At 72.7% G+C, this 19,258-nt stretch carries 18 protein-coding genes and 1 riboswitch; of the genes, 10 read left to right on the top strand and 8 right to left on the bottom strand.

Annotated elements, in window-relative coordinates:
• The first annotated feature begins 28 nt into the window (after nt 1-28).
• On the top strand, nt 29-1,030 hold the full coding sequence (locus EW117_RS00935) for a helix-turn-helix domain-containing protein (protein ID WP_129782837.1): 1,002 nt from the start codon (nt 29-31) through the stop codon (nt 1,028-1,030).
• Between the two features lie 28 nt (nt 1,031-1,058).
• The gene (locus EW117_RS00930) at nt 1,059-1,955 is read left to right on the top strand and encodes an LLM class flavin-dependent oxidoreductase (RefSeq protein WP_129782836.1); all 897 of its coding nucleotides are present in this window, start codon (nt 1,059-1,061) and stop codon (nt 1,953-1,955) included.
• Nucleotides 1,956-2,077: 122 nt separating this feature from the next.
• On the opposite strand, the gene EW117_RS00925 is transcribed toward EW117_RS00930, so the two are convergent.
• Nucleotides 2,078-3,022, bottom strand: coding sequence for a mechanosensitive ion channel family protein (locus tag EW117_RS00925; RefSeq protein ID WP_242504000.1), 945 nt, complete (start codon nt 3,020-3,022; stop codon nt 2,078-2,080).
• 156 nt (nt 3,023-3,178) lie between these two features.
• On the opposite strand from EW117_RS00925, the gene EW117_RS00920 reads away from it, so the two are divergent.
• The gene (locus EW117_RS00920) at nt 3,179-4,681 is read left to right on the top strand and encodes an amidase (protein WP_129782835.1); all 1,503 of its coding nucleotides are present in this window, start codon (nt 3,179-3,181) and stop codon (nt 4,679-4,681) included.
• Between the two features lie 114 nt (nt 4,682-4,795).
• Nucleotides 4,796-5,392, top strand: coding sequence for a hypothetical protein (locus EW117_RS00915; RefSeq protein ID WP_129782834.1), 597 nt, complete (start codon nt 4,796-4,798; stop codon nt 5,390-5,392).
• 53 nt (nt 5,393-5,445) lie between these two features.
• Here EW117_RS00915 and EW117_RS00910 read toward each other — a convergent pair whose 3' ends face one another.
• Nucleotides 5,446-6,861 (bottom strand): aminotransferase class V-fold PLP-dependent enzyme, encoded by a 1,416-nt coding sequence (locus tag EW117_RS00910; protein WP_129782833.1) that lies wholly within the window; start codon nt 6,859-6,861, stop codon nt 5,446-5,448.
• 31 nt (nt 6,862-6,892) lie between these two features.
• A riboswitch (SAM riboswitch) is annotated at nt 6,893-7,006 on the bottom strand.
• A gap of 125 nt (nt 7,007-7,131) precedes the next feature.
• Between EW117_RS00910 and EW117_RS00905 the strand changes: the two genes are divergently transcribed.
• Together EW117_RS00905 and EW117_RS00900 are read left to right on the top strand one after the other, a co-directional pair.
• Nucleotides 7,132-7,578, top strand: coding sequence for a MarR family transcriptional regulator (locus EW117_RS00905; protein ID WP_129782832.1), 447 nt, complete (start codon nt 7,132-7,134; stop codon nt 7,576-7,578).
• Nucleotides 7,575-8,792 (top strand): glycosyltransferase, encoded by a 1,218-nt coding sequence (locus tag EW117_RS00900; RefSeq protein WP_129782831.1) that lies wholly within the window; start codon nt 7,575-7,577, stop codon nt 8,790-8,792. The genes EW117_RS00905 and EW117_RS00900 overlap by 4 nt, the downstream gene beginning before the upstream one ends.
• Nucleotides 8,793-8,797: 5 nt before the next feature.
• On the opposite strand, the gene EW117_RS00895 is transcribed toward EW117_RS00900, so the two are convergent.
• Nucleotides 8,798-9,577 carry an aminoglycoside phosphotransferase family protein gene (locus EW117_RS00895; protein ID WP_242503999.1) on the bottom strand — a complete coding sequence of 260 codons (780 nt, stop codon included), beginning with the start codon at nt 9,575-9,577 and terminating at the stop codon, nt 8,798-8,800.
• 187 nt (nt 9,578-9,764) lie between these two features.
• Here EW117_RS00895 and EW117_RS00890 point away from each other — a divergent pair, with 187 nt between their 5' ends.
• Nucleotides 9,765-10,214 carry a rhodanese-like domain-containing protein gene (locus EW117_RS00890; protein ID WP_129782830.1) on the top strand — a complete coding sequence of 150 codons (450 nt, stop codon included), beginning with the start codon at nt 9,765-9,767 and terminating at the stop codon, nt 10,212-10,214.
• A complete protein-coding gene (locus EW117_RS00885) occupies nt 10,211-11,476 on the top strand; it encodes an O-succinylhomoserine sulfhydrylase (protein ID WP_129782829.1) in 1,266 nt (421 codons plus the stop codon). The genes EW117_RS00890 and EW117_RS00885 overlap by 4 nt, the downstream gene beginning before the upstream one ends.
• 83 nt (nt 11,477-11,559) lie before the next feature.
• On the opposite strand, the gene EW117_RS00880 is transcribed toward EW117_RS00885, so the two are convergent.
• A complete protein-coding gene (locus tag EW117_RS00880) occupies nt 11,560-14,052 on the bottom strand; it encodes a glycoside hydrolase family 3 N-terminal domain-containing protein (RefSeq protein ID WP_129782828.1) in 2,493 nt (830 codons plus the stop codon).
• 123 nt (nt 14,053-14,175) lie between these two features.
• Between EW117_RS00880 and EW117_RS00875 the strand changes: the two genes are divergently transcribed.
• A complete protein-coding gene (locus EW117_RS00875; protein ID WP_129782827.1) occupies nt 14,176-15,027 on the top strand; it encodes an MBL fold metallo-hydrolase in 852 nt (283 codons plus the stop codon).
• 126 nt (nt 15,028-15,153) lie between these two features.
• Here the strand turns inward: EW117_RS00875 and EW117_RS00870 are convergent, their stop codons facing one another.
• From EW117_RS00870 to purS, 3 genes are read right to left on the bottom strand one after another with little or no spacing between them, the layout of a single operon-like run.
• Entirely contained in the window at nt 15,154-16,371 is a 1,218-nt protein-coding gene (locus EW117_RS00870) for a GNAT family N-acetyltransferase (RefSeq protein ID WP_129782826.1), read from the bottom strand.
• A 24-nt stretch (nt 16,372-16,395) separates the two neighbouring features.
• Entirely contained in the window at nt 16,396-17,142 is a 747-nt protein-coding gene (gene purQ, locus EW117_RS00865) for a phosphoribosylformylglycinamidine synthase subunit PurQ (RefSeq protein ID WP_242503998.1), read from the bottom strand.
• Entirely contained in the window at nt 17,142-17,405 is a 264-nt protein-coding gene (purS, locus tag EW117_RS00860; RefSeq protein ID WP_129782825.1) for a phosphoribosylformylglycinamidine synthase subunit PurS, read from the bottom strand. The genes purQ and purS overlap by 1 nt, the downstream gene beginning before the upstream one ends.
• Before the next feature lie 140 nt (nt 17,406-17,545).
• On the opposite strand from purS, the gene EW117_RS00855 reads away from it, so the two are divergent.
• A complete protein-coding gene (locus tag EW117_RS00855; protein WP_129782824.1) occupies nt 17,546-18,247 on the top strand; it encodes a hypothetical protein in 702 nt (233 codons plus the stop codon).
• A gap of 13 nt (nt 18,248-18,260) precedes the next feature.
• Here EW117_RS00855 and EW117_RS00850 read toward each other — a convergent pair whose 3' ends face one another.
• On the bottom strand, nt 18,261-19,019 hold the full coding sequence (locus EW117_RS00850; RefSeq protein ID WP_129782823.1) for an alpha/beta hydrolase family protein: 759 nt from the start codon (nt 19,017-19,019) through the stop codon (nt 18,261-18,263).
• Nucleotides 19,020-19,258: the final 239 nt, after the last annotated feature.

Raw genomic sequence — 19,258 nt, 5'->3', positions numbered from 1 at the left:
GCGAACCTCGTCCCGCGGGAGGATGCCCATGCTCGGCGACGTGCTCGGCCTGACCAAGTCGCAGTCGCTCGCCTACCGCGACCTGGTGGGCTCTCCGTCCCTCGACGCGGCGGAGCTGGGACGCCGGCTCGGCTGCGACCCGGGCGACGCGCTGGACGTGCTCCGCGCGCTGGAGAGCCACGGCCTGGCGACCCGGCAGAGCGCCGATGACTCCCGCTTCCAGGCCGCACCCCCCGAGATCGCGCTGGGCGCGCTGCTCGCCCTCCGGAAGGACGAGATCCGCGCGGCGCAGGAGGAGCTGATCGAGCTCGAGAGCGAGTTCCGGCGTTCGTCGGCGCTGCGGCCGGCGACTGACGTCGTCGACGTGGTGCGCGGGGCGGACGCCGTGAAGCACCGCATCATCCAGCTGCAGCTCGGCGCGCGCGAGACCGTCGAGTCCTTCACCAAGCCACCGGTGTTCGTGATGCCGGCCGACGAGAACACCGCCGAGGACCAGGCGGTGGCGCGCGGCGTCCGGTACCGGGTGGTGATCGACCGGGTGTTCCTCGACACGGGCGTGCTGCGGGTCGACGACATCGCCGAGGCGATCGAGAACGGGGAGGACGTTCGGCTGTCGGAGCGGGTACCGATCAAGCTGTTCATCATCGACCACCGGCTCGCGTTCGTGCCGATCCAGACCGTCGTCGAGGCGGGCACTGAGGGGTCCGGCCTGGCGCCCGACCTGGTGGGCGCGCTCATCATCCACCCGTCCGGGCTGCTGGACGCCCTCATCGCGCTGTTCGAGAGCGTGTGGCGCGACGCCACGCCGTTCACCCCGCCGGGGGAGGAAGCGCAGAAGTCCGGCCTCGACCGGGAGGACACCCGCATCCTCGCGCTCATGCTGGCCGGCCTCACCGACCAGTCGGTGGCCCACCAGCTCGGCATGTCCCTGCGGACGGTGCAGCGGCGCGTCAAGGTGCTGATGGGCGTCGCCGGCGTCTCCACCCGGATCCAGCTGGGTTGGCACGCCGCACGTAAGGGCTGGATCTGACCGCTCGCTCCATGACAGCGTGTGGGCCATGACCACACTGGCGTGCATCATCCGCCCCTCGACCCCGCCGTCCCGCATCATCCCGCTCGCCCGCGCCGTCGAGGCGGCGGGGATCGAGGAGATCTGGCTCTGGGAGGACTGTTTCCAGACGGGCGGGATCTCCGCCGCCAGCGCGATCCTGTCCGCCACGGACCGGGTCCGCGTGGGGATCGGCGTCATGCCGACGCCCCTGCGGAACGTGGCGCTCACCGCGATGGAGGTCGCGACGGTCGACGGGATGTTCCCGGGCCGGCTCATACCCGGCATCGGGCACGGTGTGCAGTCGTGGATGGCCCAGGTGGGGGTCAAGGCGGCGTCGCCACTGACTCTCATGCGCGAGTACTCGACCGCGCTGCGGGCGCTGCTCGCCGGCGAGCGGGTGACGACGTCGGGCAGGTACGTGTCCCTGGACGATGTCGCACTGGACTGGCCGCCGGCCGAGCCCGTGCGAGTGCCGGTGGCCGCGACGGGGCCGAAGTCGCTGCGCCTCGCCGGCCAGGTCGGCGACGGCGTGGTGCTCGAGGGTTCGGTCGGCCTGCCCGGGCTCCCGGCCGCGCTGGAGCGGGTCGCCGAGGGCAGGGCCGTCGCGGGCCGGGACGCCGCCGACCCGTTCCCGGTGATCCAGAACGTCTCCGCGGGAACAGGCCCGGACGCCGCCGCGCGGCTGCGTGCGGAGCTCACCGGCTGGGGCACGGACGTGGCCGACGACGCGGCGCTGGCGTCCTACGCGCTTTGGGGCGACGCGCAGGCTGTGGCCGACGGTGTGCGCCGGTTCGGGAAGGCGGGCGCGGACACCGTGGCGCTCCAGCCGACGGAGGACGACCCCGACCTCGAGCGGTTCATCGGCGTGCTGGGCGAGGCCCAGGACCTGCTGAGCAAGGACTGACGGCACCCGCTCGGGCCCGTACGCAGGTTCGCGGAGTAGAGCGCCTGTCCGGGTCTCCCTGATGTCGTCAGGGAGACCCGGACAGGCGCTCTACCTCGCGAACCTACCTGCCAGCCGGGTGCTCAGATGTCGCGCGGCGGCGGGGGCGCGAACGAACCCGACGCGGGAGCCGCGCCAGGTGCCGCCTCCGGAGTGGTGCCCGGCTCCGCGGCGGGCGTGGCAGCGGCGCCACCGCCCGACGACAGGGTGCCGAGGAAACCCTCGACGCGCGGCCGCATGGGGCCGATGAGCGCACCGCCGACACCGACGATCAGAATGCCGGCCAGCGTGGCCAGGAATGCCACGAGGATGGGCAGTGTCACCGTCGTGGCGACACCGATCTGGTTCACGGCGGCAATGACACCCAGCGCGATGATCAAGAACGAGACGGCCTTCGCAACAAGAGGGCCGTAAGAAACGCGGCCCATGGAGTTGAGAATGAGGTCCTTCACCGCATTCGCGATGGCACCCGCGATCACCACGATGACGATCGCGACGACCAGGCTCGGGAGCCAGGCGACGATGTCGTTGACGATCGCGCTCACCGGATTGGTGGGCCCGAACGCACTCAGCGCGAGCTGGAGCGTGATCAGCAGGATGAAGTAGTAGATGATCTTCGTGAGCAGTGAGATCGGCTCGATACCCGAACCCGCCAGGAGCCTGTTGGCCCCGGCCCGCTCAAGAACCCTGGTGAAGCCGATCCGCGTCAGGATCATCCCGACGAACCGGGCGATCGCCTTGGCGATGAAGTACCCGATGAGGAAAACGACCAGGAACACGAGGAGCTTCGGGATGAAGCTCGCGACCGCGCTGAGCGCGCTCGTGAGCGGCTCCAGCCAGTCGACCGCGTTCGGCACAACGAGACCTGCATTGAGGAATGGCATAGTTCTCTCCCCCTTCGAGACCTTTCTTGTCACCTCTGGCACGCCACGGTGGCGTGCCGTAAAGGTGCCGGCACTCCTTGAACATATGCCGGAGAAGCGCATTCTGCGCGGCGGGAATTGCTGCCTCAGCAGACCATTTGACATTGAGCGGAACATATGCGCAGGTCAGCCTCCTGGGAGCGACGTGTCACGTTCATGAATCTGGCTGAATCGCCCGTAGAGCGGGTGAGACATGCCAGACATTCCTCCGCACGTCGATGCCCGCCCGGCCCTCCGCCGACGAGCGCATAACCTGACCGGATGGATCCCCTGCATGAGCGGACCGCCGTCGAGCTCCGCGACCTCCTTGCCGCCGGCGAGCTCACGCCCGCCGAGGTCACCGAGTACTTCCTCGACCGGGTGGAGCGGCTCGACCCCGACGTCGGCGCCTTCGCCACCGTGACCCCGGAGCTCGCCCGGGAGCGGGCGGCGAGTCTCGGGAAGCCGCCGGCCGGGGACTTGGCCCCGGCACCGGGCAGCCTGTGGGGCATGCCCACCGGCGACAAGGACCTGTGGAACCGCGCGGGGGTTCCGACGGGCTTCGGGTCGCGCGCGTTCGCGGGCATGCCGCCGGCCGAGGAGAGCGACGAGATCGTCCAGGTGCTCGACGCCGCCGGGATCGTCAGCCTCGGCAAGACCGCGGCGCCCGAGCTCGGCTTTCCCGCCTACACCGAGCCCGTCGGCGCCCCGCCGGCGCGCACCCCGTGGGACCTGACCCGCGGTGCGGGCGGGTCGAGCGGCGGCGCGGCGGCCGCGGTGGCGGCCGGGATGCTCCCGTTCGCGCCCGGGTCCGACGGCGGCGGCTCGATCCGCATCCCGGCGGCCGCCTGCGGCGTCGTCGGCCTCAAGCCGACGCGCGGGCTGCTGCCCGCGGGCAGCGGCGTCGACTCGCTGGGCGGGCTGGTCGTCAGCGGGCCGATCGCACGCACTGTCGCCGACGCCGCCCTCCTGCTGGAGGCGATGCTCGCGCGGGACGCCGGGGGCGGCGTCGCGCACCCGTACACGCTGCGTGCGCCGTCGTACGCGGCGGGCGCGTACCTGGCCGCCGCTCAGCGCGCGACGCTGCCCGCGCCGGGAAGTGGGGAGCCCGGGCGCGCCGACCGGGTGGCACGGATCGGGGTGACCACCTCATCGGCGTGGGACGGGTACTACGCCATCACCGTGTCGCCGGAGGCGCGGGCGGCGCTGGACGCGGGGGTGCGGGCCCTGGCCGGGCTCGGGCACGAGGTCGACGAGACGGTACTGGCCGAGGCGCCAGAGTACGCACCGGCATTCCGAAGCCTGTGGATGGGCGGCGCGTCGGCGGTGCCCATCGACGACGCGGAGACGCTCGGCAAGCTGGAGCCCCTGACACGGTGGCTGATCCGGCGGGGCCGGGAACTGCCCGCGCGACAGCTCGCGGAGGCGGTGCGCACGCTCACCGCTTACGAGCGGTCGCTGGTCGCGCAGGTCAGCGCGCACGACGCCGTCGTCACGCCGGCCCTCGCGCTCACCCCTCGACCCATCGGCTGGTACGACGCCGAGGACCCGGAACGAAACTTCGAGCAGCAGTGCCAGTACACGCCGTTCACGTCGATGCTGAACGTCGCCGGGCTGCCCGCGATCACGGTGCCGACGCACTGGACCGAGCCCACCGCCGACGCGCCCGCCGGCCTGCCGATGGGTGTCCAGATCATCGGGCGGCCGGGCGGCGAGCTCACGCTGCTGGCACTGGCCGCGCAGCTGGAGGCGGCGCTCCCGCGCCCGCACGCCTTCCCCCTCTGACGTGTCAGACACGTGGGTTCGGCGGTGGCCGAAAATGGTACCGCTCCATGCGCGCCGGTGCTTGGATACCCAATGGGGGTATCAACTCGCACTCGGGACGAGGGGAACGGAACCATGACGGAGGCATTCGAGACCGCCGCTCGGGCTCGGCCGAGCCGCTGGACCGGGACCTGGCCCACCAATACCGCGTGGATCGTGGTCGGGGCGATCGCGGGCTTCGGGCTCCTGGTCGGCACGACGGCGGCCACGGGCGGCACCTGGCAGGGGGCGACGGCCGAGGAACCGGCCACCATCGTCGGCGTAGCGGCGCTCTGCTACCTGGCCGCCGCGGTGACCGGCGTGCGGTGGGCAGGATGGGTGGCCGTGATCCCGGCGTCCGCGATCCCGGTCGTGTCCGAGCTCGGCGACCTGCCGCGCTGGATCCCGTTCGCCCTGGTGGGCGTCGTGCTCGCCGGCGTGGGGCTGGCGCGCGGGCGCGCGGCGACCTGGCCGCAGACCGCCGCCATGATCGGCTACTTCGGGGTGGCGGCCGTGGCCCTGTACCTCGATCCGCAGCTGGGGCTCGTCCTCGCGGGGCTCGCCCTGGCCGCGCACGCCGCGTGGGACCTGGTGCACTACCGCCGCGACGTGGTGGTCAACCGCTCGCTGGCGCTGTGGTGCATCGGGCTCGACGTGACGGCGGGCGCCATCTGCGTGGCCCTCGCATTCTGACACCAGCAGTCAGACGTGCAGGTCACTCTGGTGACCTGCACGTCTGACACGCGTCAGGCCTCGTCCGGGAGGCAGCCGAAGGCCTCGTCGAAGCCGAGAGCGGCGGTCGCCAGCAGGCCCGCGAGGCCGGAGCCCTCGGGGACCGGGCGCGGGTCGTCGGTCACCACCCAGAGTCCGTCGACGACGTCGTACCCGGCCTGCGGGCCCTCCGCGACCAGCCGGCCGACGGCGGCGACGAGCCGCTCGACCTCTTCGCCCGCGGTGCCGACACCGACCGAGGCGCGCACCGCCCCGGCGTCGAACCCGAGGCGGCCGAGCAGCGGGTGCGCGCAGAAGCGGCCGTCCCGGACTCCGATGCCGTGCTCGGCGGACAGGTAGGCGGCCACGAGGCCGGGGTCGTAGCCGGTCACGGTGAAGGTCACGACGCCCACGGGGTCGACGGCGTCGGCCCAGACCCGCACGACCTCGACCCGGTCGATCGCCTCGAGCCCGGCCACGAGGCGGCGGCGCAGCGCGTTCTCGTGGGCCGCGACCTCGGCGGGGTCGAGCGCGGCGAGCTCCTCGCACGCGGCCGCCAGGGCGACGGCGCCGATCACGTTGGGCGAGCCGGCCTCGTGCCGGGCGGGGCCCTCGTGCCAGTCGGTGCCCGCCACCCGCACGCGGCGCACGGCACCGCCGCCGGCCAGGTACGGCGTGCCGGCATCGAGCCAGTCGCGGCGGCCCACCAGGGCACCCGCACCGAACGGGGCGTAGGTCTTGTGCCCGGAGAAGGCCAGGTAGTCGACGCCTGTCGACTCCAGCGAGATGCGGCGGTGTGGCACGAGCTGGGCGCCGTCGAGGACCACCCGCGCACCGAACTCGTGGGCGATCTCGACGATCCTGTCGACCGGGAGCGACTCGCCCGTCACGTTGGAGGCGCCGGTGAGGGCGAGGAGCGCGAACGGCCGGGTCGCGGCGGCGTCGGCCAGCTCCTCGCGGATCTGGGCGAGCGTCTCGGCCACGGTGCCACCGCCGGTCAGCACCGTCGCGTCGGTGTCGCGCTGCCACGGCAGCAGGTTCGCGTGGTGCTCGACGTCGAGCACGAGCACCCGGCCCGGCTCGCCGTCGGCCTGCGCCGGGACGCAGCCGGCCAGCAGGTTCAGGGAGTCGGTGGTGTTCCGCGTGACGATCGTCACGTCGTCCTCGCGGGCGCCCACGAACGCGCCGATGGTGCGGCGGGCGGTCTCGTAGAGGGCCGTGCTCACCTGGGAGAGGTACCCCGCACCGCGGTGCACGCTCGCGTACAGGGGCAGCACCTGGGTGACCCGGTCGGCGACGGCCTGCAGCGCCGGGGCCGACGCCGCGACGTCGAGGTTGGCGTACGGGACCCGGGTGCCGTCCACGAGCGGGACGAGCGTCGCGCCGCCGACGACGGGGCGCAGCGGTGCGACGTCGGCCACCGTGGCGTCGCGGGTGAGGGTTGCAGACATGGCGTCCTCCAGCACAGTCCTGGGGGAGGTTCCCCCGCGCTTGCCACGTGCGGCTGCACGCGGCCAGGTCGTCACCCGGGGCACCCCACCGCGGAGGGAGGGTTGCCGGCCAGCGAGCCGGGGCTTCGCGCTGGCGCTCATGACCTGACGCAATGTTGCGTGGCCGCACCGCGCGATGTCAACGATTGGGACGGACGTCTCGCATGTCGGACCGCTTGCGTCTCGTTTCTTTCGTTCGGAACGTCCCGAACAACGCGATAGGCTGGTCGCATGAGCGCCATCGAAGACTTCACCGAGGAAGCCGGGCTGTTCTACGAGCGGCTCGGCCTGAGCCGCACCGCCGGCCGCGTCGTCGGGCACCTGCTCGCGTCGGACGACGACAGCGCGGACGCCCCTGACCTGTGCGAACACCTCTCCGTCGCCAAGAGCAGCATGAGCGTGGCACTGCGCCAGCTCGAACAGGCGGGGATGGTCGAGCGGTTCCGGCGCCGGGGTGAACGCCGCGACCGGTATCGCCTCGCCGAGGACGTGTTCGGCCGGGCGTTCCGGGCGAAGATGGCCGAGTTCGACGCGTTCCAGGAGCTCGCCGCCCACGGGCTGGCCGCAGTGGGGGACGACCCGCACCGACGCAAGCGGCTGGAGAACATGCGCGACATGTACGCCTTCATGGCGGACCGGTTCCCCGCCCTCCTGGACGAGTGGGAGGCCACACGATGAGGGTTCTCCTGGTCACGATGGGCAGCCGGGGCGACGTCGAGCCGTTCGCCGCGCTCGCCGCCGGGCTCGCTCGCACGGGCCACGACCCGCTGCTGGCGGCCCCGCGACGCCTCACCGAGCACGCCGCGGCCCGCGGGGTTCCGGTGGCACCGCTCGACGACGGCATCTTCGCCCTCCAGGCGGAGGTCGCGGGGAAGGGGACGCGCGCGTCCGTTACAGCGGCCCGCTCGGCGCTGCCGCTGCTGCGCCGCTGGCTGGACGACGTGGCCACGCTGCAGGACAGTGACGCCGACGTCGTCGTCTACGCCCCCAAGTCTCTGGGCGCGCACCACCTGGCGGACCGCCTGGGGGTGCCGTCGATCGCCGCCCTGCCTGTCCCGCTGTTCAGCCCGACGGCGCGGTTCGCCTCCCCGCTCAGCCCGGTCCGGCTACCCCGGTTCCTCAACCGGGCGAGCTGGCGGCTCGCGGGTGCCGTCGAGGCGCCGTACCGGCGCATGGTGCGCACCTGGCGGTCCGAGGCGCTCGGCCTCACGGGCCCGACGTCGGGCCTCGTCAACCGGGTCGCGCGCGACGGCATCCTGCACGCGTGGAGCCCGCACCTGCTGCCCGCGCCGGACGACTGGCCCGCGGAGCTGGCGCCGATCGGCTTCTGGAGCGGCGCGTCGCACGACCGCTGGACGCCGCCCGACGCGCTGGCCCGGTTCCTGGACGCCGGTGAGCCGCCCGTCTACGTCGGCTTCGGCAGCATGCTGGCCAAGGATCCGGACGCCTTCACGCGGACGGTGCTCGACGGGCTGCACCGGTCCGGCCGGCGTGCCGTGCTGGCGACGGGCTGGGGCGCGCTCCGGCCGTCTGACGTGCCGGAGACCGTCCACGTGCTCGACCAGGCGCCGCACGACTGGCTGCTGCCGCGCACCTCCGTCGCGGTGCACCACGGCGGCGTCGGCACGGTCGCAGCCGCCCTGCGGGCCGGGGTTCCGCAGGTGATCAAGCCGTTCCTGGGGGACCAGCCGTTCTGGGCGCGGCGCGTGCAGGAGATCGGGATCGGAGCAGCGCCGCTGGCCGGGCGGCTCACCGCCGACCGGCTGGCGACGGCGCTCGACGACGCGGCGTCCGCCGCCGGTGCGGCCCGCGAGACGGCTGCCCGGGTGCGGGAGGAGGACGGCGTGGGCGTGGCCGTCGCGCGGATCGAGCGGCGGGTGGACGGGGCCTGACGCGGTCAGGCAGGCGCGGCCGCGTCGGCGAGCGCCGCGATCCGGTCCGCGTCCGCGCGGTACATCACGGCGTGCTCGCGCAGCTCGGCCGGGCCGCCGCCGTCCGCCCGGGCCTCGGACCAGGCGGCCAGGTCGCGCAGCTTGCCCACCGTCGCGCCCAGCACCTCCGTGCGCAGAAATGGCATCCCGTAAGCTCTGGTCAGCGCGTCGAGCCGCGCCATGGGGGCCAGGTGTCCCACGTCGTACGCCGCCCCCGCGAAAGCGTCACCCGACAGCGGCGCGAGCCGGTAGGCGAGATACGCCAGGTCCAGGATCCGCGGGCCCGGCGAGGCGGTGTCGACGTCGATCAGGCCGACCAGGCGGCCGTCGCGGAACACCATGTTGTAGGGCGCCGCGTCGTTGTGGCAGATCGCCTCGGCGGGCTCGGTCACCGGGAGGCGCCATTCGGCGTCGGCGTCGGCGAATCCAACCGTGGCGTCGTGGAAGCGCCGCAGGAGGCGGCCGGCGTCGGTCAGGACGCGCTCGGACCAGAGCCATTCGGGGGCGGGCCAGCCGGGCACGTCGCCGGGCAGGAACGAGACGACCTCGCGGCCCTCGGCGTCCAGGCCGAGCGGCTCGGGAACCTCGGCCAGGCCCCTCGCGCGGACGTGGGCGAGCAGCTTCTGGATCGTGGGCGTCCAGGGGCCCGCCGCGCGGTGCACGGTGTTGCCGATCCGCACGACGGCGGTGGTGTTGCCGCCGGTCAGTTCCTGCTCGTCCACAGCCTCGTCCACAGCCTCGTCCACACCGAGACTCTAGACCGACCAGCGTGCGAGACGGCATCCCACCCACCGGACGACATGTCGTACGATCGCGAACGACCATCCCGAGCGGCCGAGTGACGTGGCACGACGACGCCGCAGCAACCCAGCGTTCCCGCCCCGTGGCGAGGACGGACGAGGGTGCTACCGCCACGACCGATGGAGGAGCACCATGAGCGATCCCACGCACCTCGGAGCCCGGCCCGCCGACGGCTACGCCGGCGACATCACTCCCCAGCAGGCCTGGGACCTTCTCGCAGCCGACCCGGACGCCACGCTCGTCGACGTCCGTACGGAGGGCGAGTGGCAGGCGATCGGCGTCCCCGACACGGCGACGCTGGACAAGAAGCCGGTCTTCGCCGAGTGGGTGCGAGCCGGCGGACGCCCTAACACCGGGTTCCTCGAGGAGCTCAAGGCGGCGGGCGTCACGGGCGGCCCCGTCGTCTTCCTCTGCCGGTCCGGCCAGCGTTCGATCGGCGCGGCGCGGCTCGCCACGGCGGCCGGCGTCGCGCCGTCGTACAACGTGCTGGAGGGCTTCGAGGGCGCGCCGGGGGCCAACGGCGTCCGGGACCAGCAGGGCTGGAAAGTCGCCGGTCTGCCCTGGACGGAGGCCGCCAAGTGACGGTCACCGGAGCGTTCCCGCCTGACGCCACCCCCGGCGGGTCCGGCCGCAAGCCGCTGCCCAGCGGCGTGCGCCCCGCGACGCTCGCCGTGCGCGGCGGGCACCAGCGCAGCGAGTTCCAGGAGACGAGCGAGGCGCTGTACCTCACCCAGGGCTACGTCTACGACACGGCCGCCGAGGCCGAGGCGGCGTTCGCCCACGACGTCGACCGGTTCGTCTACTCGCGCTACGGCAACCCGACCGTGCACACGTTCGAGGAGCGCCTGCGCCTGCTGGAGGGCGCGGAGGCCTGTTACGCGACGGCCACCGGGATGTCGGCGGTGTTCACGTCGCTGGCCGCGCTCGTGCAGTCGGGCTCGCGGATCGTGGCGGCCCGTGCGCTGTTCGGGTCCACGGTGGTGATCTTCGAGGAGATCTTCAAGAAGTGGGGCGTGCACACCGACTACGTGGACGGGCACGTGCTGTCCCAGTGGGAGGAGGCGCTCGCGACGCCGGCGGACGTGGTGTTCTTCGAGACGCCGTCCAACCCGATGCAGGACATCGTGGACGTGCGCGCCGTCGTCGACCTCGCGCACGCCGCCGGGGCGACCGTGGTGCTGGACAACGTGTTCGCCACCCCGCTGCTGCAGAAGCCGCTGGAGCTGGGCGCCGACGTCGTCGTCTACTCCGCGACCAAGCACATCGACGGGCAGGGGCGCGTGCTGGGCGGAGCGATCCTCGGGTCGACCGAGTACGTGACCGGGCCCGTGCAGACGTTCATCCGCAACACCGGGCCGTCGCTGTCGCCGTTCAACGCGTGGACGCTGCTCAAGGGACTGGAGACGCTGCCGATACGCATCGCGGCGCAGGGCGCCGGCGCGCTCACGGTGGCGAACGCCCTCGAGGCGCTGCCCGGAGTGGGCGCCGTGCGGTACCCGTTCCTCGACTCCCACCCGCAGGCCGAGCTCGCGCGGGCCCAGATGAGCGGCGGCGGCACGGTCGTCACGTTCGACCTGGCGGTCCCCGAGGGCACCGACGCGGAGACCGCCAAGAAGCGGACGTACGCGTTCCTCGACGCGCTCCAGGTGATCGACATCTCGAACAACCTCGGTGACGCCAAGTCCCTCATCACGCACCCGGCGACCACCACCCACCGCAAGCTCGGCGCCGCAGGGCGGGCCGCCGTCGGCATCACGGAGACGACCGTCCGCCTCTCGGTAGGCCTTGAGGACACGCAGGACCTGATCGAGGACGTGGAACAGGCCCTCACCTCCGCGAGGTAGACCCGTGGCGAGGTAGAACCAGGGCGAGGTAGAACTGCAGCCTGCGCTGGAGTTCTACCTCGCCAGGGTTCTACCTCGCCGCCCTAGCTCGCGGTATTCAGGAATTGGTGGGCGCGGCCCTCGCGGCCCTCCAGGGATGCCACGTCGGATTTCGCGATCGCCCGCGAGGCCTGCGGCGGGACGCCGTCGGACGGGTCGAGTACCGCATCCTGCAGCTCCAAGCGCTGCTCGTCCAGGGGCGACGTGCGGCCGCCCGTCGACAGGCCCCAGCCGAACGGGAACAGCGGGTCGTAGTCCTCGTCGCCGACGTTCACCACCGGGTCGTCGGCCGACCGCGGCCACGAGACCGGCAGCCGGCCCGTGAACCGCCGTTCGCCGAACAGCACGTCCGCGACGCCGTCACCCTCGGTGCCGGGCAGCCACGAGGCGACGAGCGCATCGATGGAACCCAGCTGCTCGGTGAGGACCTGCGGCCGTCCGGACACGACCAGGACCACACAGGTCTCGATCTCCGCGCAGACCTTCTCGACGACCTCGACGTCGCCCGGCTGCAGCGCCATCGACTTCTCCTCGCGGGGCACCCCTCCGTCCGCCGGGTCCCACGCCCACTCGGGCCCGCCGACGTCACCGAAGCCCTCGGCGTACGGCGTCTCCCCCACGACGACGACGCCGACGTCGGCCCCGTCGGTCGGTGCGGAGGCGTCCTCGCTGAACGTGACGTCGTCGGCCGCCGCCTGGATACCCTCCAGGATGGTGGTGCCCTCGGTGACGTCACCCGAGAAGCCCTGCCACGTACCGGTCCAGCCGCCGGCCTGATTGCCCAGGTCGTCGGCGTTGCGACCCGCCACGTAGACGCTCGCATCGTCGTCCAGCGGCAGCGCGCCGCCCGCGTTCTTCAGCAGCACCTGGGACTTGGCCACCGCCTTGCGGGCGATCGCCCGATGCTCGGGCGAGCCGATGTCGTCGGCGCGGGACCGGTCCGCGAAGGGCTCCTCGAACAGGCCGAGCTCGAACTTCGCGGTCAGGATCCGGGAGACGGCGTCGTTGATGCGCTCCTCCGGCACCGCCCCGTCCTGCACCGCCGCGACGAGCCGCGTGTGGAACCGCTCGAACTGCGAGGGCTCCATGAACATGTCCACGCCGGCATTCACGCTGGTGACGATCTGGTGGGTGGTGGGCGAGTCGGCGGCGAGCGGCGGGATCTGGTGGATGCCCTGCCAGTCGCTGATGACGAAGCCGTCGAAGCCGTGGTCCTCCTTGAGCCAACCGTTGATCAGCTCGTCGTGGGCGTGCATCTTCAGCGGGTTGCCGAGGCCGTCGTCGGTCCAGTCGATGCTGGAGAAGCTCGGCATGATCGAGCCGACGCCGACGGCGAGCGCCGCTTCGTAGGGCGGCAGGTCGACGGCCTCGACGTGCTCGCGGCTCTGCTGGGTGATTCCCTGGTCGACGGTGTACTCGCCCTCGCCGGTGCTGTAGGCGGTGTCGCCGTCGGCCACGAAATGCTTGGCCGTGGCGAGTACGGACCTGTTGCTGTCGAGGTGCTTGCCCTGGAACCCGACGACGGCGGCCGCGCCGAGCACGCTCGCGAGCGCGGGGTGCTCCCCGAAGGACTCGTAGGTGCGGCCCCAGCGATCGTCGCGCACCACGCAGAGGCAGGGCGCGAAGGTCCAGGGGATGCCTGTCGCGCGGGTCTCGGCGGCGACCATGCGTTCCGCCCGCGCCACCAGCAGCGGGTCGCGCGTGGCGCCCAGCCCGATGTTGTGGGGCAGGATCGTGGCGCCGTGCAGGTTGCCGTGCCCGTGCACGGAGTCGACGCCGTAGATCAGCGGGATCTGCAGCCGGGTCGCCAGCGCCCGCGTCTGGAAGCCGTCGACCGCGTCGGCCCAGCCCTCGGGCGTGTTCTCGGCGGGCGTGGACCCGCCGCCACTGAGGACGGAGCCGAGCCCGAGCTCGGTGATGACCGCCGGGTCGCCCGCGACGCTCCCGCGCTCCGCCTGGGTCATCTGCCCGGCCTTCTCCGCGAGGCTCATGCGGCTCATGAGGTCAGCTACCCGCTCCTCGGTGGGCAGGCGCCTGTCGAGGTAGGGCAGGTCGTGCGCGCGCACCACGACGGTCGGGTCGGCCGAGATCTCCGCGTCCTGCGACTCCAGACTTACCGGAACGGTTTCCGCGGTCTCGCCCGACCCCGACTCCCGGGTCCCGATCTCGATGGTGCGCTCGGTGCCCGACGGCGTGCCCGCCGCGAACTCGACGGTGCCTGAGCCTGCCTCGTAGTCGGCGTCCGCCGTGGCCGTGCCGGAGCCGGTGCGCCAGCCGACGGCGACCGGCTCGGCGAGGGCGCCGCCGTCGACTGTCTGGACGGAGATCGTGACGGCCGCGGTGGCGCCGTCCTCCACGAGGACCACTGGTTCCGTGCTGACGACCACCGCGGCGTTCGCGACTGCGACCTGCGCGGTCGGGACGGCCTGGGCGGCGGGTGCGGTGACGAGGACGCTCGCGGCGAGTGCCGTCGCGGCGAGGAGTGCGGGGGTTCTGCGGGCGCGGGGGTTCTGCGCCATGCCGGGAAGGGCGGACATCCTGGGGTTCCTCTCGACATTGGGAGGTGATTTACCGATCACACACCGGAGCGCGCCCCAGCACAAGCCCTGTTGACCGCTGGATAGGGTGATCGGGTGGACCCTGTTGCCCAGTTTGCGAGGATGCTCCGCGCCGACAACCCCGGCCCGATGACGCTCGACGGAACCCGATCGTACGTGCTGCGCGCGCCCGGCGCCGCGAGCTGTGTGGTCGTGGACCCGGGGCCGCCGTTGGAGCCGCACCTGGCCGCACTGGCCGACGCCGGACCGGTCGCCCTGGCGCTCGTGACCCACCGGCACGCGGACCACACCGGCGGGCTTGCTCGGTTCCGCGAGCTGACCGGGGCGCCGTCGCGAGGCGCCCTGCCCGAGTTCAGCAAGGGCGGCGCTGACGGCGTTCCTGTCGAGCCGCTGTCCGACGGCGAGGTGCTCACCATCGCGGGCCTCCGCATCGAGGTGCTGACCACGCCGGGGCACACCGCGGACTCGGTGTGCCTCGTGGTGTCGGCGCCCGGCGGCCTGGGCAATTCGGCCGGCCTCGACGGTGCGGGGTCTCTGGAGGCGACCAGGGCTGCGTCGGGCACGGTGGTGCTCACCGGTGACACGGTCCTGGGGCAGGGGACCACCGTGCTGGCCGAGCCGGACGGCTCGCTGCGGGACTACCTCGCCTCGCTCGACCGGCTGAGCGAGCTGGACCTGCCGGATCCGGTGCCGGCCCTGCCCGGGCACGGGCCCGTTATCCCGGACCTCGGCTCGGCGGTGCGGGCGTATCGCGAGCACCGCCTGGAGCGGCTGGACCAGGTGCGCTCGACCCTCGCGAACCTCGGCGCGCGGCTGCCCGACGCCTCGGCCTCGCTCCCGGACCCGCTCCTGGATGAGGTGACCGGCGCGGTCTACGCCGACGTCGACGCGTCGGTGCTGTCCGCGGCTCGCTCGTCGGTGCGGGCGCAGCTGGAGTACCTGAGAGGGCGGTAGGGCGCGGGGAAATGGTTACGCCTGCGGGAGGGTAACGGAGAGACGCTTCCCGGGAGAGCGGCCCAGCGCGTCTCGGACCGTAGGTTTGCCCGGGCGCACCCAGGAATCAGAGCGGCTCGCCCCGGTTCAGAGCGGCTTGCCCAGGAAGAGGATCAGCGGGTCGTCCGGGCCGTCGTGCGGCGGGTACGGCAACACCGGCCGGTAGCCGAGCTTGATGTACAGCCGCAGCGCCTCCGGCTGCCGGATGCCCGTGCCGAGGTAGAGAGCGAGCCCGTTCCGGCGTAGGGCCTCGGCCTCGACCTGTCGGACCAGCGCCGTGGCGACGCCCGCGCGCCGGGCGGCCGGGTCCACGAACACGCTCCGCATCTCGAAGCCGCGTGTGTCCCGCGCTGCACTGCCGGAGTGCGCTGCACTGCCGGAGTGCGCGGCATCCGGAGCGGTGGGCGTGGCGGCCGCACCGGCGGCGGAGAGCCCGGCGACACCGCATAGCGGATCGGCCGTCAGATGTTCCGGCCCCGCCGGCGACGCCAGGAGCGTCGCGCAGCCGACGGGCCGCCCGTCGAGCGTCGCCAGGAAGGTCGCCAGGGCGGAGCGTCCGCGCTCGTCGTCGACGACGTCGTGGCCGCCACGCGCCTCGACGTCGCGTGCCAGCTCGGGATAACGCTCCTGGTTGAACGCCCACATGGCACGCCGGAGGGCCGCCGCGTCCGGGTCGCCCCAGGGCACCTCGCGCAGCTCCGGGCCGGAGGTTCCGACCGGCTCGACGGGCGACCGGGCCTCGACCACCGCGCGCCCCGCGGGCCGAGCCTGTCGAGGCCCAGGCCCCAGATACTTGCCGAAGCACCGCGACCCCGGCTCGTCCGAGAACACGCCGAACGACTCGACGGGGTCGTAGCCCATCCGCAGGTACAGCCCCAGCGACTCGGGCTGCATGAGCCCCGTCTCCAGGACCAGGTGCCGCACGCCGGCGGCGCGGGCGACGTCCTCCGCCGCGTTCATCAGGGTCCGGGAGAGCCCGCGCCCGCGGTAGCCCGGCGCGATGTAGACGCGCTTGACCTCGGACGTCCCGTCGGGATGCAGGCCGCCCCGGTAGTCGTCGCGGCCCGAGAGGTCGCGCAGCGCGGCGTGCCCGGCCGGCTCGCCGTCGACCCGCAGCAACAGGGTCGCGAAGACGTTCGAGGGGTCCACCTGGTCGCGCGGGTCCGGCCCGACCGCCGACGGCCTGCCCGGCTCCGCGTACCGCAGGTCGATCTCGTGCTGCTGCTCGTCGCGCAGGCGTGCGGCGTCGGCGTGGTCCCAGCCGACCGTCTCGATGGTGAGACCCGCGAGAACCTCAGCGGCCATGCGCGCCTGCCCGGAGCGACCCGGTCACGCGTGGACCAGCGAGGACAGCACGGACGTGAAGAACGTCAGCCCGTCGACGCCGGCGCGCGGGCCCTCGGCGGCCGCCGGGCCGAAGCCGGGCTCGACCGCGTGTTCCGGGTGCGGCATGAGGCCCACCACGTTGCCGCGGTCGTTGGTGATGCCCGCGATGTCGCGACGCGACCCGTTCGGGTTCCAGCCGTCGTAGCGGAAGACCACGCGGCCCTCGCCCTCGAGCTCGTCGAGCGTGCGCTCGTCGGCGACGAACTGGCCGTCCTGGTTCTTCAGCGGGATCGTGATCTGCTGGCCACGACGGAACTCGTTGGTCCACGCGGTACGCGCGTTCTCGACGATCAGCGACTGCTCCCGGCACACGAAGTGCAGGTGGTCGTTCTTGACCATCGAGCCGGGCAGCAGGTGCGCCTCGGTGAGGACCTGGAAGCCGTTGCAGATGCCGAGCACCGGCATGCCGCCCTTGGCGGCGTCGACCACGGCGGTCATCGCCGGGGCGAACCGGCTGATCGCGCCCGCGCGCAGGTAGTCGCCGTAGGAGAACCCGCCGGGCAGCACCACGGCGTCGACGTCCTGCAGCGACTCGTCCGCGTGCCACAGGGAGACGGCCTCGGCGCCGGCCAGGCGGACGGCGCGGGCGGCGTCCCGGTCGTCGAGCGTGCCGGGGAAGGTGAGGACGCCGATCCGGGCGCCGGCGATCCCGGGGACCGCCATGGCGGACGGCGACTCGGTCGCCGACATCAGGCGGTCACCTCTGCGGAAGCGTCGGTCACCGACACGACGTCCTCGATCACCGGGTTGGACAGCAGGGTCGCCGCTGCTTCCTGCGCGGCGGCGAGGATCTCCGGCGTCACCTCACCGTCCACCTCGAGCTCGAACCGCTTGCCCTGACGCACACCGGAGAACTGGGTGAAGCCGAGGCGCGGCAGCGCTCCGACCACAGCCTTGCCCTGGGGGTCCAGGATCTCGGGCTTGGGCATGACCTCGACGACGACGCGTCCCACGAAGGCTCCTTGAAGTGAGGGAATTCCGGGGAAAGTCTACTGGGGATGAGAGAACTCTCATCCCCGTCTCCTCACGGCCTCATCCGGCCACGTCAACGTATGGTTCGTCAACGTCGCCACCCCTCCGAGGAGAACTTCACGTGAACACTCGAGCCGCCGTCGCCCTCGGGCTGGATCGTCGCCCCGTCGCCGGCCTGTTCGGCATGCTGGTCGCCGTGGCCCTCGGTCTAAACGTGATCTTCCTGACGCACTCCTTCCTCGGGATCCCCGAGTGGACCGGCTTCCGGTTCGCGATGGAGCGCAGCGTCCCCGAGGTGGTCGGATACGTGTTCGCGGCATGGGCGTCCGGGCTCGCTCTGTACCTCGCCGTCGTGCACCGGCAGGCGGTGCTCGCGGGCTGGTCCGCCGTCTTCGCCGTGCTGCTCGCCGACGACTACTTCATGCTGCACGAGCGCATGGCCAAGGTGGTTTCGGCGAACGTCACCATCCCGTACCCGTACGGCCAGCCGGTCGGCGAGATCGCGTGGCTCGCGTTCATCGGCGGTGTGCTGCTGACGGCCATCGCCGTCACCTACCGGTACGCGGCGCCCGAATGGCGGGCCGCGTCCCGCGTGCTGACGGCGCTCCTCGCGCTCCTGGTGCTGTGCGGCGTGGGGATCGACGCCGTGCACGGTTTCACGACGAACCGCGGCGTCTGGCACGTGCTCCTCAGCTCGCTGGAGGACGGCGGGGAGGTGCTGCTGCTCGCGGTCGTCGTCACGTTCCTGTACGGGCTCGCGTTCTGCGGGCACCGTTCGACACCGGAGACGCTGACGCGGCGTCGGACGGCGGTGCGGGTGTGACCGCCGGGGACGGTCACACCGTCAGGTACTGGTCCGCCCACGCGCTGATGATGCGCGCTGCGCGCTTGGCCTGACCCGGCGCGGTGAGCAGGTGGTCGGCGCCCTCGAGGGACACGAACGAGCGCGGGTGCCGCGCCTCCCGGAAGATCTCCCCGGCGTTCGAGATGTCCACCGTGCTGTCCGTCGGCGAGTGCATGACCAGCAGCGGTGACCTCAGCTCGCGGATCTTCGACCGCAGCTCGGCCCGCCGGACGTCCTCCACGAAGTGCCGCTTCAGCGTCAGCGCGCGCCCGCCCACCATCCACTGGGCGTGGCCCTCGTCGAAGACGCGGCCCAGGACGGCGTCGTAGTTGTGTTCCGCGTGCCGGGGCTGGATGGGGGCGCCGATGGTCGCGACGGCCTGCACGCCTGGTACGTCCCCGGCGGCCGCGATCACCGCGGCGCCGCCGAACGAGTGGCCGACCAGCAGGTGCACCGGCCGGCCCTGGTCGGCCATGAACTCGGCGGCCCGCACGGTGTCCGCGACCTTGTGCGTGAACGAGCCGTCGCCCCAGTCGCCCTCGGAGTCGCCGAGGCCCAGGTTGTCGAAGCGGAGCATCCCGATGCCCTCGCTCGCGAGCTGCTTGCAGATCCGCGCCGCGGCGGGCGAGTCCTTGCCGAGCGTGAACCCGTGGGAGAACACACCCCAGCCACGCACCTCGCCGTCGGGCAGATCGATGATGCCTGCGAGCCGAGGCCCTGACGTGCTCTCGAACGTGACGCGTTCAGCCACGACCACTCCCCTGTCGACAGGCGGCGATATTAACGCCACCCAAGTTTCCCGGAGATGACGGCGACACGCGGCAAGACAGAACGACCGCGCAGCCGGGGCCGCCGAGCCGCAAGCTGGTCGCCACCACCCCGTCGTCGAACCGCAAGTTCCTCGCCAAGACAGACGTCGAACCGCAAGCCACACGTCGACTAGTGCCTCGATCGACGTGTGTCTTGCGGTTCGACGACGGCGCGACGGGC

This window comes from Promicromonospora panici, from assembly GCF_900608595.1.
GTDB lineage: Bacteria > Actinomycetota > Actinomycetes > Actinomycetales > Cellulomonadaceae > Promicromonospora > Promicromonospora panici.
Note: the sequence above shows the minus strand (reverse complement) of the source record. Positions and strands in the feature narration are given on the sequence as shown.

What these genes read in the sequence shown, in the direction of transcription:
- EW117_RS00890 (WP_129782830.1), top strand. Translation starts at nt 9,765, where the DNA reads ATGAGCGATCCCACGCACCTCGGAGCCCGGCCCGCCGACGGCTACGCC.
- EW117_RS00920 (WP_129782835.1), top strand. Translation starts at nt 3,179, where the DNA reads ATGGATCCCCTGCATGAGCGGACCGCCGTCGAGCTCCGCGACCTCCTT.
- EW117_RS00880 (WP_129782828.1), bottom strand. Translation starts at nt 14,052, where the DNA reads ATGTCCGCCCTTCCCGGCATGGCGCAGAACCCCCGCGCCCGCAGAACC.
- EW117_RS00925 (WP_242504000.1), bottom strand. Translation starts at nt 3,022, where the DNA reads ATGTCAAATGGTCTGCTGAGGCAGCAATTCCCGCCGCGCAGAATGCGC.
- EW117_RS00905 (WP_129782832.1), top strand. Translation starts at nt 7,132, where the DNA reads ATGAGCGCCATCGAAGACTTCACCGAGGAAGCCGGGCTGTTCTACGAG.
- EW117_RS00915 (WP_129782834.1), top strand. Translation starts at nt 4,796, where the DNA reads ATGACGGAGGCATTCGAGACCGCCGCTCGGGCTCGGCCGAGCCGCTGG.
- EW117_RS00870 (WP_129782826.1), bottom strand. Translation starts at nt 16,371, where the DNA reads ATGGCCGCTGAGGTTCTCGCGGGTCTCACCATCGAGACGGTCGGCTGG.
- purQ (WP_242503998.1), bottom strand. Translation starts at nt 17,142, where the DNA reads ATGTCGGCGACCGAGTCGCCGTCCGCCATGGCGGTCCCCGGGATCGCC.
- EW117_RS00875 (WP_129782827.1), top strand. Translation starts at nt 14,176, where the DNA reads ATGCTCCGCGCCGACAACCCCGGCCCGATGACGCTCGACGGAACCCGA.
- EW117_RS00930 (WP_129782836.1), top strand. Translation starts at nt 1,059, where the DNA reads ATGACCACACTGGCGTGCATCATCCGCCCCTCGACCCCGCCGTCCCGC.
- EW117_RS00900 (WP_129782831.1), top strand. Translation starts at nt 7,575, where the DNA reads ATGAGGGTTCTCCTGGTCACGATGGGCAGCCGGGGCGACGTCGAGCCG.
- EW117_RS00935 (WP_129782837.1), top strand. Translation starts at nt 29, where the DNA reads ATGCTCGGCGACGTGCTCGGCCTGACCAAGTCGCAGTCGCTCGCCTAC.
- EW117_RS00910 (WP_129782833.1), bottom strand. Translation starts at nt 6,861, where the DNA reads ATGTCTGCAACCCTCACCCGCGACGCCACGGTGGCCGACGTCGCACCG.